Origin of the sequence: Brevundimonas sp. NPDC058933 (genome assembly GCF_049315965.1) — a bacterium.
GTDB lineage: Bacteria > Pseudomonadota > Alphaproteobacteria > Caulobacterales > Caulobacteraceae > Brevundimonas.
On sequence record NZ_JBMOSL010000021.1, the window covers coordinates 1 to 11,779 of the forward strand.

Here is an 11,779-nt window from a genome sequence, read left to right on the forward strand (position 1 = left end):
GCAAGGGTGAAACCAACCTGGCCAAGCCCACCGCAGACGGCGTGCGTGAACCGCTCAACCGTCGCGCCACCATCGACATCAACTTCTAAGGTTCAAAGGGACCGGTTCACGCCGGTCCCGATGGCCTCGAAGGTCGATAAGATTGAGGGCGGTCGATCCATTCGGGTCGGCCGCCCTTTTTCTTTGTCCGCAGTGAGGCTGGTTGACTGGCAAACGTCATGCTTGGACGTTATCTCGGCCTGACTGCATCGAGAGGATGAGCGCATGCGCGTCGCAATGATCGGCACCGGCTATGTCGGACTGGTTTCCGGAGCCTGTTTCGCGGACTTCGGTCATGTCGTGACCTGCGTTGACAAGGATGCGGGCAAGATCGACCGGCTGAACGCCGGCCAGATGCCCATCTATGAGCCAGGCCTGGAGGATCTGGTCGCCGCCAACGTGCGCGACGGTCGCCTGTCCTTCGCCCTTGACGGCGCCCAGGCGATCCGGTCGGCCGACGCCGTCTTCATCGCCGTCGGCACGCCTTCACGCCGTGGCGACGGCCACGCCGACCTGTCCTACGTTTACGCGGCGGCTGAAGAGATAGCCGACCTGATCGAGGGCTTCACCGTGGTGGTGACCAAGTCGACCGTCCCCGTCGGCACGGGCGACGAGATCGAGCGCATCATCCGCGCCCGCCGTCCCGACGCCGACTTCGCCGTCGTCTCCAATCCTGAATTCCTCCGCGAAGGCGCCGCTATCGGTGATTTCAAGCGTCCCGACCGCGTGGTTGTCGGCCTGGAGGACGAACGCGCGCGCCCGGTCATGGCCGAGCTCTATCGCCCGCTGAACCTCAACGAGACGCCGATCCTGTTCACCGGCCGGCGCACGTCGGAGTTGACCAAATACGCCGCCAACGCCTTCCTGGCGCTCAAGATCACCTTCATCAACGAGATGGCCGACCTGTGCGAAAGCCTGGGCGCCGACGTGCAGCAGGTGGCGCGCGGCATCGGGCTGGACAATCGCATCGGGTCCAAATTCCTCCATGCGGGACCGGGCTATGGCGGCTCCTGCTTCCCCAAGGACACTCTGGCCCTGGTGCGTACGGCGACTGACGCCGGTTCGCCCCTGCGCCTGATCGAGACGACGGTCGAGGTCAACGATGCGCGCAAGAAGGCCATGGCCGACCGCGTCGCCGCGGCGCTAGGCGGCGCGAACCTGAAGGGCAAGACGGTCGGTTTGCTGGGTCTGACCTTCAAGCCCAATACAGACGACATGCGCGACGCGCCGTCGCTGGACGTGGCGCCGGCCCTGATCGCCATGGGGGCGACCGTCCAGGCCTTTGATCCCGAGGGCATGCACGAGGCCGCCAAGCTGATGGAGGGCGTCGTCTTCCGCGATGGTCCCTATGATGCGGTCGAGGGCGCCGACGTGGTGGTCATTCTGACCGAATGGGATCAGTTCCGCGCCCTGGATCTGGATCGGATCAAGCTGTTGCTGAAGCAGCCGGTCATGGTCGATTTGCGAAACGTCTATCGTCCGGAGGACATGAAGGCGCGGGGCTTCCGCTACACCTCCATCGGTCGGCCCGAGAGCGCCCGCTAGAACGGTCGCGTTCCAGCAAAAAGGGCGGCGCCTAGGCGCCGCCCTTTGTCGTTTCAGCGATCCTTGGGGAAGGCTTAGCCCGTGAACGGACGGATCAGGATTTCCACGCGGCGGTTCTGCGCCTTGCCCTGAGCGGTGTCGTTCGAAGCGATCGGGTTGCGCGCGCTGTTGCCGGCGACATAGAGGCGCTCGCGGATCACGCCGTTGTCCATCAGGTAGGAGGCGACCGACGACGCGCGACGCTCCGACAGCGGCTGGTTGATGGCGTCGCCGCCGGAGGCGTCGGTATGGCCGATGACATCCACCATAGAGCGGTCGTACTCGTTCAGAACGCGGGCGACATCAGCGAGGACCGGCAGGAAGCGGCTGTCGAGGCTCGACTGGTTGGTGGCGAAGGTCACGTCGGACGGCATGCGCAGCACCAGATTGTCGCCCTGGCGGGCGACGCCGACGCCGGTGCCCGAGAGTTCAGCTTCCAGCGCGCGCTGTTGGCGATCCATGTACTGACCGACGCCTGCGCCGGCGAGGGCGCCGATGCCGGCGCCGATCAGCGCGTTCTTGCGGCCCTGTTCGCCGCTCGAGGTATTGGTCAGGTAGCCGAGCAAGGCTCCGCCCAGGGCGCCGGCGATGGCGCCCGTGCCGGTGTTGTTGCGTGTGGGCGCCGAGCTGTAGGGATCGGTCGTGGTGCAGGCGGCGGCCCCCAGCAGGGCTGCAATGCTGGCGCTGGCGACAATGAGCTTGGCGCGCATGGGATGTCCTTTTGATGTAGAGAGGTCAGGCGGAAAAACGTGACCCTACGGTGAAGGTTCCAACCTGTATGTCACGTGAACGACGGCCGCCCCAGCCGGCCGGTTGAACCCGCCCCCGACCATAACCATCTGCAACAGACAGCCGCACGTTCTTGCCGCTTCAGGGAGGACGTGGACGGTTGGGTCGCTTGTTTGCGAGGACCGATGACGACGCGTACTCTTCTTTTCGACAGCCCGTTTCTGCTGGGGTTCGACCACACGCGCACGCTTATAGACCGCGCCGCAAAGGCGGCGGCCGAGAGCTATCCGCCCTATAATGTCGAACAGCTCAGCGATGCTGCGGTACGCATCAGCCTGGCGGTGGCCGGGTTCGCGCCAGACGAGCTCGCCATCACCCTTGAGGGACGACAGCTGACCATCGCTGGCAAGCGCGACGACGCCGGCAAGGCCGAACAGGCCTTTCTGCATCGCGGAATCGCGGCTCGCGGCTTTGTACGCAACTTCGTCCTGGCCGACGGGCTGGAGGTCGCCAAGGCTCGTCTGGAACACGGCCTGCTGCATGTCGACCTGGAACGTCCGGACCAGGAGCGTCAGATTCGGCGCATTCCCATTACGACGGCGTCTTGATCCGTCGAACCGCTTGGCTTGCCGAGCGTTCAGTCTAGCGTAAGGAGGCGGTCTTATGACGCCGATGATGAACCAGAAAGAATTCGCCGGCCTTGGCGCGCCCGATCTCGTCTACGTGCGCGCGATCCGCGCTTCAGACGTCATGGAGGACGCCCACGTCGAGGTGACGCCCGGCCTGAATATCGATCCTGATCAAATCCTCTACGCCGTCCACGGCGCCGACGGCGAGCGTCTGGCGGTCATGCTGGACCGCGAGACGGCGTTCGCCGCGGCGGCCGCACACGAGTTGGAGCCGGTTTCGGTTCACTAGGCGGGCGCTGTGTCGCCGTCGCGCGACAAGCGCTGACGCCCCGGCCCGCAACCGCAGGACGATCCTCAGGCTGCGGTGGCGGGCACGTCCTTGACGAAGAGCGCGCGGATGGCGTCGACCGTTCGCGCTTGACGCAGATGCTCGCGAAGCTCGGGCGAGCGCATGGCTCGCGATACGGCCGCCAACGCCCGCAGGTGTTCGGCGCCGGCGTTCAGGGGGGCGAAGAGGGCGAACAGCAGATCGACGGGGCGGTCATCCACCGACTCATAGGCGACCGGCGTTTCAAGGCGAACAAAGACCGCGCAGACCCGGTCCAGTCCCTTGATTCGTGCGTGAGGCACCGCCACCCCGGAGCCAAGCCCGGTCGAGCCGAGCGCCTCGCGCTCCAGCAGGGCTTCCAGTGCGCGATCTTCATCAAAGCCCAGAGCCACCGACGCGGCCTCGGCCACGGTGTGCAGCGCCTGACGCTTGGATGACACGCCGCCGCGCAGGACGATCCCGCCTGACGACAGCAAATCAGCGATGTCCATGATGACCCCGAAACCTCGAACCCGACATTGCGGAAGGGCGAGGCGTCTTTAGCGCCTTCGCCCTCCGCGTGGAAGCCTTACGACCCCGTGCCGTTTGTCGACTTGAGCGTCCGCTCGGGGTCGATCCAGCCGACATTGCCGTCAGGACGACGATAGACGACCGCCAGACCGCCGTGGGCGGCGTTGCGGAACATGACGATCGGATAGCCGGTCATGTCCAGTTCCAGCACCGCGCGTCCGACCGTAATGGTGCGGATTTCCGACTCGGTTTCGGCGATGACCATGCCGACGGGCGGGGGCTCATCGGGCGTCCCGGCTTCCCCAAAGGCGTCATCCTCGACCGTGTCGGGATTGCGGAAGACCGTCATGGCGGCCACTTCGCGAGCGGCGTCCTCGGTCTTCTCCGGCGACAGGCCCTTGGGACCGATATGGTGATCCTTCAGGCGGCGCTTGTAGCGACGCACACGCTTTTCAAGCTTGTCCAGGCTATCCGAAAAACCGGCGTGAGCGTCGCCGCCGAAGCCGGTGGTCACCAGGCTCTGGCCGGAGGCCAGGCGCACCCAGCAATCCACGCGGAAGCCGTGGCCGTCCTTGGACACCACGACCTCGGCATTATCGCCGCCGCGGGCGAAATACTTGCCGATTCCCTCTTCGAGTTCCTGGGAGATGCGCGAGCTTAGCGCTTCGCCGACATCCACTTGCTTGCCGCTGACTTGGATCTGCATAGGCATAGAACGCGACGGGTTGCGTTTGGTGTCAACGCCGATCACCGATTTGTGGTGACGCTTCGCCGCAGCGTGATCAGCCCGCCTTCATCAGCCGGCGCCGCTGCACAGAAGACGGAATTCTAAGAGCTTCCCGGTATTTGGCCACAGTGCGGCGTGCGATGTCGATGCCGGTTTCATTCAGGATTTCCACGATCCGATCGTCGCTGAGCACGTCGCCGTCTGCAGCCTCGCCGTCGATCATGGCCTTGATCCGGTGACGGACGGCTTCGGCCGAGTGCAGCGCCCCTCCGTCGGAAGACTGGATCGCGGCCGTGAAGAAGAATTTCAACTCGAATACGCCGCGGGGGGTGGAGACATACTTGTTCGACGTCACCCGGCTGACCGTCGATTCGTGCATGCCGATGGCGTCGGCCACCGTCTTCAGGTTCAAGGGGCGCAAGAACTCGACGCCGAAGGCCAGGAAGGCGTCCTGCTGGCGCACGATCTCGGAGCCGACCTTGAGGATGGTCCTGGCCCGCTGGTCCAGCGACTTGACCAGCCAGCTGGCCTGAGCGGCGCAGTCGGCGACGAAGGCCTTTTCCGTATCGGAGCGCGCGCCGGCCGAGACCAGGCCGTGATAGCGCTTGTCCATCAGCAGGCGGGGCAGGGTGTCGCTGTTCAGTTCGACCCTCCAGCCGCCGGCCGGGTCCGGGCGGACATGGACGTCGGGTACGACCGTCTGGGCCGGCTCGCCGCCGAAGCCCGCGCCGGGGCGGGGCGTCAGACCCTTCAACTCGGCGATCATCTCGGCCAGATCATCGGCATCCACGCCGCAGACCTTGCGCAGGGCAGGGAGGTCGCGTCGCGCCAGCAGCTCGAGATTGTCGAGCAGGGCGGCCATGGCCGGATCGAAACGGTTGCGCTCGATCAGTTGGAGCTTCAGGCACTCAGGCGCCGAGCGGGCCATGACTCCGGTCGGTTCGAAACCGTGACAGAGGGTCAGAACCGCCTCGATCCGCTCCAGATCGACCCCCAGCCGGTCGGCGAACTCCTGAAGCTCGCCGCGCAGGTAACCGCCCTCGTCGGTGGCGTCGATCAGGGTCAGGGCGATGGCGTGGTCGGCGGCGCTGAAGCCGGCCGAGGAGGCCTGGGCCTGTAGGTGCTCCCACAGGGTCGCCTCGCGGGTGTCGGGGCGCTCCATGCCCTCGCCGTCCATGCCGCCGCCGCCAGCGCGAGACCAGTCGGACAGCCCGGGTTGCTCGCTGGCTTCGCCCGCGTCGCGCTTGCGGTCGGCGTCGCGTTCGCCGGGCGGGGCGTCGTCGTAGAGGTCGTCAGACCGGGCGTCCATGGCGCGCTCGGCGTCGCCTGACGGTTCGGTGAATTGCAGTTCTATGCTGTCGCCGGATGGGGCGGCTTCAGTCGCTTCACTCGGGGCCTCGCCGCCGGTCTCGCCCTCGTCGCGCTGCAGCAGGGGGTTCCGTTCCAGTTCACCCTCGACGAAGGCTTCCAGCTCGAGATTCGACAGCTGCAGCAGCTTGATCGCCTGCTGCAGCTGGGGCGTGATGACCAGCCCCTGACCCTGTCTGACCTCCAGCCTCTGACCGATCACGGCGTTCCAATCCCTCCGGCGGGCGCAGATGGCCCGGTTCTTGCTGGGGATCGTGCGACAGAGACCTTAACGTCTGGCGAACGGTGCGTTCGGCAGGTGATCAGGCGCGCGTCAGGCGAACATTTCGCCCAGATAGACGCGGCGCACCTCGGGGTCGTGAACCGCCGCATCGGCCGTGCCTTCGAACAGGACTGAACCGGCCGAGATGATCGAGACGTGGTCGATGATGTCCAGGGTCTCGCGGACGTTGTGGTCGGTGATCAGCACGCCGATGCCCTGGCTGGACAGGTAGCGGATCACGTGGCGGATATCGGCGATGGCCAGAGGATCGATGCCGGCGAAGGGTTCGTCCAGCAGCATGAAGCTGGGCCGGGCCGCCAGGGCGCGGGCGATCTCCACCCGTCGACGCTCGCCGCCCGACAGACCGGTGGCGGGGGCGTGGCGCAGGTGGTCGATACGCAGCTCTTCCAGCAGACGGGTCGTTTCGTCGCGAACGCCGGCGGCGGTCTTCTCGCGCAGTTCGACCACGGCCTTGATGTTCTGCTCGACGGTCATGCCGCGGAAGATGGAGGCTTCTTGCGCCAGATAGCCCAGACCCATGCGAGCCCGCTGATACATGGGCTGGGCCGTGATCTCCTCCCCGTCCAGCCAGATCGCGCCGCTGTCGGCAGGGATCAGGCCGGTGATCATGTAGAAGCAGGTCGTCTTGCCGGCGCCATTGGGGCCAAGAAGACCGCAGACCTCGCCGCGCTGAACAGTGAGGGAGACGTCCTTGACCACCTGACGGGCGCCAAAGCTGCGGGCGATATGCTCGACACGCAGGCCGGTATGGCGAGCTTTCTCAGGGGCGGGCGCGTCGTCGGCGCCCGTCTGGTCGAGGTTGAGGGCTGAGAGTTCCTTGCGCGCCAAGCGGGGTCAGTTCCCTTGCGGGTAGAAGACGCCCTGAACGCGGCCGTTGCCGCCTTCCATGCGGGCGGTCTCGGTGCGGACGTTATAGACAAGGCGATTGCCGGTCAGGACGTTCTTGCCCTGAGTCAGGATGACGTCGCCCGTCACGACCACTTCGGCGCTGTTCAGGGTGTAGACGGCGCGATCGCCGCGCATGCTCTGATCCGGAGTGACGAAGTAGACGTTCCCCACCGCCTCTACCCGGCTCAGGTCGCCGTTCGCTGTCGCCCCGGTGATGGCGTCGGCCCGCAGTCGATTGCCGCCCTGGGTCAGCTCGGCGCGACCGCGCAGGGCGAAGCCGTTGGGCGTGTATTCGCCGCCGTCGGCCCCGTACTGGACCGGCTGCTTCGAGGCGTCGGCGCGGCTGCTCTGCGCGCCCGAGGTCGCGGGCGCAGTCAGGGCCAGCAGCAGGGCGGCGCCTGCGATCATCGTGTTGGACTTGGACATGGTCATCTGTCGGATCCCGAGGGGTTGATGGTCCCACTCATCTTGTTTTCGCCCTGGCCGCTGAAGACGACCCGTTGGCCTTGATCATAGATGGCATAGGACGAAGCATTGATGGTTCCAAGGGGGCCTTGCCCCTGGACGCCCTTGTCGCCCGTCACGACGCCGGTGTTGGTGTCGACCACGGCTTCCGGCGTGGTCAGGACGAAGCCGGAGCCGCCGTCCGAGATCTTCACGTTCGGGCCGATCACGACCTTGCGGCTGGTTTCGATATAGGTCCCGCCGTCCGCCGTCAGTTCCGTCACCTTGCGACCGCCCAGGTTCAGCCGGAGCAGGGGGCCGACCAGGCGGAAGTGTCCGGTGGCCGGATCGCGGATCGCGCCCTGGGCTCCGATGACGAAGGAGCGCCCTTGCGCGTCCTGGCCATGGAACATGGGATTGTCGAGGCGGATCTCCCGGCTTTCGCTGGCCTTGCGCTCGACCCCCGACATCACCGTGCGGAACACGGTCCAGGTCAGGGCGCCGCCGGCCAGAACCAGGATGATGATCGGCAGGATGCGGCGGTACATCTTCACCCGGCGCGAACGCGCGCGCCAGCGCTCGCCCGCCTGGGCGACGCGGACCTCGTCGGCGCGCTTGCGCGCTTCCTGGGCGTCGAGGTCGCTCATGACGTCAGGCGTGCGCGAAGATATCGACCTCGTCCCAACCGGCGAGGTCGAGACGCGAGCGCGTGGGGAGGAAGTCGAAGCAGGCGCGGGCCAGTTCGGCTCGGCCTTCGCGTTCCAGCATGACGTCCAGCCTGGCCTTGATGGCGTGCAGGTAGAGGACGTCAGAGGCGGCGTAATCCAGCTGGGCTTGCGACAGGACGGCAGCGCCCCAGTCCGAGCTCTGCTGGGCCTTGGACATGTCCACGCCGGCCAGCTCCCGCGCCACGTCCTTCAGGCCATGACGGTCGGTGTAGGTGCGGGCCAGCTTGGAGGCGATCTTGGTGCAGTAGACGGGCCGCGTCTCGACGCCGAGATGCAGGTCGAACATGCCGATGTCGAAGCGGCCGAAATGGAAGAGCTTCAGCACCTTGGGATCGGCCAGCAGCCGCTTCAGGTTGGGGCAGTCATAGTCGGGGCGGCCCAGCCGCACGACATGAGCGTCGCCGTCGCCCGAAGACAGCTGGACGACGCACAGGGGGTCGCGACGGAAGCGCAGGCCCATGGTCTCGGAATCGATCGCGACCTCAGGGCCGAGGTCGAGGCCGTCGGGCAGGTCGCCTTCGTGCAGGTAGACGGTCATGGGCAGGAACTCTGGCGCGGAAAACTTGGATAGGTTCTGGGCGACAACATAGACGAACCGCACGCTATCGCTAGGACGCTCCGCCAACCTTCGCCGTTATGGATGATGAAAACAGGGCTGAAATGACAAACGGCGCCGTATCCATCGGATACGACGCCGTTTGAGAATGTGGTGCCCAGGAGAGGACTCGAACCTCCACGGCCGTTAAGCCACTGGCACCTGAAGCCAGCGCGTCTACCAATTCCGCCACCTGGGCCCGGTGGGTCGCCCCGCCGAGGGCCGGACTAATAGGGGGGACCTCTGAGGCGGTCAACTGGCTTTTTTCCGATTCCGGAAAAAACTGGGCCGTTGACCAAAACCTCCGAGAAATCCGCGACCTATCAGGCCAGCCAGACCATCATGCGCGTATCGGCGATCTCGCCGCGCGCCTGGCTGAAGGCCTTGCGGGTTTCCCCGGTATAGAGAAATCCAGCCTTCTCCAGCACACGCCCGGAGGCGGGGTTGTCGGCGAAGTGGCCGGCCACCAGGGCGCGGCGCTTCCACCGCTTTGAGGCCCAGACCAGCGCGCCTTCCAGGGCTTCGGTGGCGAAACCCCGGCCCCAGAAGTCGCGGCCGATCCAGTAGCCGGTCTCGGGCACATTATCTTCGCCCTCGAACAGGCCGATGACGCCGACCGGTCCCAAGTCCTCATGCTCGATGACGAAGGTGTTGGCGCGCCTCGGGTCCTGGGCGGCGACGTGCAGGAAGAAGTCCTCGGCGTCGGCCGCCTGGAAGGGGTGGGGCATCCGCTTGGTCATGCGTGCGATGTCACGGTCGTTGGCCAGGGCCGCGATGCGGCTGACGTCCTGTGCGCCGGGCGCACGCAGGATGAGGCGCCGGGTTTCGACGACGGGAGAAGTTTCAATCACGCACATGGGTCACGCCCCTCTGGTGCGACCGCCGACCTTTTCATCAGGGCTCGGGCGGTCAGCGAGGCGGGGAAACGCAAACGGGGAGCCTGGTGATCCAGACTCCCCGCGGAATATTTTCCCTGGTCCGGATCGCGGCTTCTGGAGCAACGCGATCCCGGATTTGGTCCAGTTCGCGTTACTCGGCGGCCATGGCCTGAGCGTCGTCGTTGGCCGCGAGAATCGACACGTAACAACGACCGCCACGTTTGGTGGTGAATTTCACAGCGCCGGTCGCCGTGGCGAACAGGGTGTGGTCGCGGCCAAGGCCGACGTTCTCACCGGGGTGGAAGGTGGTGCCGCGCTGACGCACGAGGATGTTGCCGGCCAGAACGTTCTCGCCGCCGTACTTCTTCACGCCAAGGCGCTTGGAATGGGAGTCGCGACCGTTACGCGACGAACCACCGGATTTCTTGTGAGCCATCTTGCTGCTCCTCTTCCTTGGGTGCGCCCTCGCCCCTGGGGGCTACTTGAGCGCGACCTTAACGTCTTGGCAGGCGCCGAACGGGGCGCCGGTGAATGTCTTAGGCTTCGGCGCCTTCAGCCTTGGCGGCTTTCTTGGCGGGAGCCTTCTTGGCCTTGGGGGCCTCGGCTTCGGCTTCGACAGCTTCAACGCGCGGGGCGAGGCCACGGGCGCGAGCGTTGATTTCAGCCTTGGTCATCAGATCGACCGTGCCGTCCCACTTGGCTTTCTCGCCGGCGCCTTCGATGCCGGTGATGCGCAGGACGGTTTCCATCTGACGATGGCCGTTCGTGCGGCGATAGCCCTGACGACGGGTCTTCTTGAAGATCTTGATCTTCTCGCCCTTGCGGGTCTCGACCAGGGTTGCAGCGACAGCCGCACCGTCGATCAGCGGAGCGCCGACCGTAACACCCTTGTCGCCGCCCAGCATGAGGACTTCACCGAAATTGACGGCAGCGCCAGCGTCGCCGTCGAGTTTCTCGACAACAATCACATCGCCCGGTTGGACCCGGTACTGCTTTCCGCCGGTCTTGATCACCGCGTACATTTGGAAGCCTCAGCGTGAACGCAAAAAAGAATGCGCCCGTCAGGAAACCCTGCGGGCGAAGAGCGGCGACATATACGGAAGGGCGAGCCAGAGTCAACGCGAAAGGGCGGCCTATGGGGCTAAAACCCGTGCACAGGCGGCGTTGCGTGGATGATGTGGCCTGATTTGCAGCCCTTTCGCAATAGGAAGAACGCCCGCGTGAGGGCGCAGATTCGCACCGGATTCTTAGATCGCCCCTCTCGACCGTTACAAAGTAACAGTATAGAAGCCGCTGAATGTCGCCGCCCGATCTCCAGCAGCCCGTTCTGATCTCCCTGCTGGGCGGGGGATTCGTCGCCGCCTTCCTGCACGCCGCCCTGCCGACCCACTGGCTGCCCTTCGTCCTGGTGGGCCGAGCCCAGCGGTGGAGCCTGGCGCGGGTCATGACGGTCGTGGTCACGGCCGGCCTGGCCCACATTGCATCCACGGCTCTGGTGGGGTCGTTGATCGTGGCGGCGGGTCTGGCGCTGAACGCCTGGATCGGCGGCCTGCTGCCGCATCTGTCGGCGGCTCTGCTCTTCCTCCTGGGCGCCTTCTATCTGGCGCGGGCCTCCTTGCAGAAGCCGATCACGGCGACAGGTCCCGAGGTCGATCTCCCTGAGCCCGCCGTGTCGGACCGCGCCGCCTTCTGGGGGCTGGTGCTGATGATGGCGGTGACGCCGGGCGAGGTGCTGCTGCCCATCTATCTGTCGTCGGCGACGGAAGGGGTCATGGCCCTGTCCCTGCTGACGCTGAGCTTTGCGGCCGGCACCGTGCTGGGCATGACCCTGTTGGCGGCTCTGGCCAGCGCCGGCTACTCCATTCTGCGGCTGGAGCGGTGGGCGCGCTATGAGGGCGCTATTCTGGGCGTGGCCCTGATCCTGATCGGCTTTCTGGTGATGACCCATCAGCACTAGGACGAATCGACATTCACCGCATCCAGATCATTGACGCGGCGATGTGGACGAAGGCGAGGTAGTGGCGTGCCAGCCTGTCGAACCGGGTGGCG

General features: G+C 65.8%; 15 protein-coding genes and 1 tRNA gene. 4 read left to right on the top strand and 12 right to left on the bottom strand.

What is annotated here, in order from left to right; all coding sequences use genetic code 11:
* The first annotated feature begins 264 nt into the window (after positions 1-264).
* Entirely contained in the window at positions 265-1,584 is a 1,320-nt protein-coding gene (locus ACOZBP_RS17080) for a UDP-glucose dehydrogenase family protein (protein ID WP_422677523.1), read from the top strand.
* Between the two features lie 74 nt (positions 1,585-1,658).
* On the opposite strand, the gene ACOZBP_RS17085 is transcribed toward ACOZBP_RS17080, so the two are convergent.
* Positions 1,659-2,333, bottom strand: a complete 675-nt coding sequence (locus tag ACOZBP_RS17085; protein ID WP_422677524.1) for an OmpA family protein — start codon at positions 2,331-2,333, stop codon at positions 1,659-1,661.
* A 204-nt stretch (positions 2,334-2,537) separates the two neighbouring features.
* Here ACOZBP_RS17085 and ACOZBP_RS17090 point away from each other — a divergent pair, with 204 nt between their 5' ends.
* Together ACOZBP_RS17090 and ACOZBP_RS17095 are read left to right on the top strand one after the other, a co-directional pair.
* Positions 2,538-2,960, top strand: a complete 423-nt coding sequence (locus tag ACOZBP_RS17090; protein ID WP_422677525.1) for an Hsp20 family protein — start codon at positions 2,538-2,540, stop codon at positions 2,958-2,960.
* A 55-nt stretch (positions 2,961-3,015) separates the two neighbouring features.
* Positions 3,016-3,270 (top strand): DUF1150 family protein, encoded by a 255-nt coding sequence (locus ACOZBP_RS17095; protein WP_422677526.1) that lies wholly within the window; start codon positions 3,016-3,018, stop codon positions 3,268-3,270.
* 65 nt (positions 3,271-3,335) lie between these two features.
* Here ACOZBP_RS17095 and ACOZBP_RS17100 read toward each other — a convergent pair whose 3' ends face one another.
* The 11 genes from ACOZBP_RS17100 to rplU all read right to left on the bottom strand — a co-directional run bounded on the left by ACOZBP_RS17100 (position 3,336) and on the right by rplU (position 10,752).
* The gene (locus ACOZBP_RS17100) at positions 3,336-3,800 is read right to left on the bottom strand and encodes a PTS sugar transporter subunit IIA (protein ID WP_422677527.1); all 465 of its coding nucleotides are present in this window, start codon (positions 3,798-3,800) and stop codon (positions 3,336-3,338) included.
* Between the two features lie 77 nt (positions 3,801-3,877).
* Complete coding sequence (gene hpf, locus ACOZBP_RS17105) at positions 3,878-4,525, bottom strand: ribosome hibernation-promoting factor, HPF/YfiA family (protein ID WP_422677528.1); 648 nt, start codon at positions 4,523-4,525, stop codon at positions 3,878-3,880.
* Between the two features lie 76 nt (positions 4,526-4,601).
* Positions 4,602-6,116, bottom strand: a complete 1,515-nt coding sequence (gene rpoN / locus ACOZBP_RS17110; protein ID WP_422677529.1) for an RNA polymerase factor sigma-54 — start codon at positions 6,114-6,116, stop codon at positions 4,602-4,604.
* 111 nt (positions 6,117-6,227) lie between these two features.
* Positions 6,228-7,025 (bottom strand): LPS export ABC transporter ATP-binding protein, encoded by a 798-nt coding sequence (gene lptB, locus ACOZBP_RS17115; RefSeq protein ID WP_422677530.1) that lies wholly within the window; start codon positions 7,023-7,025, stop codon positions 6,228-6,230.
* Positions 7,026-7,031: 6 nt separating this feature from the next.
* The gene (locus ACOZBP_RS17120) at positions 7,032-7,517 is read right to left on the bottom strand and encodes an LptA/OstA family protein (RefSeq protein WP_422677531.1); all 486 of its coding nucleotides are present in this window, start codon (positions 7,515-7,517) and stop codon (positions 7,032-7,034) included.
* Positions 7,514-8,176 carry an LPS export ABC transporter periplasmic protein LptC gene (gene lptC, locus ACOZBP_RS17125; RefSeq protein WP_422677532.1) on the bottom strand — a complete coding sequence of 221 codons (663 nt, stop codon included), beginning with the start codon at positions 8,174-8,176 and terminating at the stop codon, positions 7,514-7,516. Before lptC ends, ACOZBP_RS17120 begins: the two co-directional genes overlap by 4 nt.
* 4 nt (positions 8,177-8,180) lie before the next feature.
* Positions 8,181-8,795 carry a ribonuclease D gene (locus ACOZBP_RS17130; RefSeq protein WP_422677537.1) on the bottom strand — a complete coding sequence of 205 codons (615 nt, stop codon included), beginning with the start codon at positions 8,793-8,795 and terminating at the stop codon, positions 8,181-8,183.
* Between the two features lie 169 nt (positions 8,796-8,964).
* A tRNA-Leu gene (locus ACOZBP_RS17135) sits at positions 8,965-9,051 on the bottom strand.
* 124 nt (positions 9,052-9,175) lie between these two features.
* The gene (locus ACOZBP_RS17140; protein ID WP_422677533.1) at positions 9,176-9,709 is read right to left on the bottom strand and encodes a GNAT family N-acetyltransferase; all 534 of its coding nucleotides are present in this window, start codon (positions 9,707-9,709) and stop codon (positions 9,176-9,178) included.
* A 172-nt stretch (positions 9,710-9,881) separates the two neighbouring features.
* Entirely contained in the window at positions 9,882-10,166 is a 285-nt protein-coding gene (gene rpmA, locus ACOZBP_RS17145) for a 50S ribosomal protein L27 (RefSeq protein WP_422677534.1), read from the bottom strand.
* A gap of 100 nt (positions 10,167-10,266) precedes the next feature.
* Positions 10,267-10,752 (bottom strand): 50S ribosomal protein L21, encoded by a 486-nt coding sequence (rplU, locus tag ACOZBP_RS17150; protein WP_422677535.1) that lies wholly within the window; start codon positions 10,750-10,752, stop codon positions 10,267-10,269.
* Between the two features lie 275 nt (positions 10,753-11,027).
* On the opposite strand from rplU, the gene ACOZBP_RS17155 reads away from it, so the two are divergent.
* A complete protein-coding gene (locus tag ACOZBP_RS17155; RefSeq protein ID WP_422677536.1) occupies positions 11,028-11,687 on the top strand; it encodes a hypothetical protein in 660 nt (219 codons plus the stop codon).
* Positions 11,688-11,779: the final 92 nt, after the last annotated feature.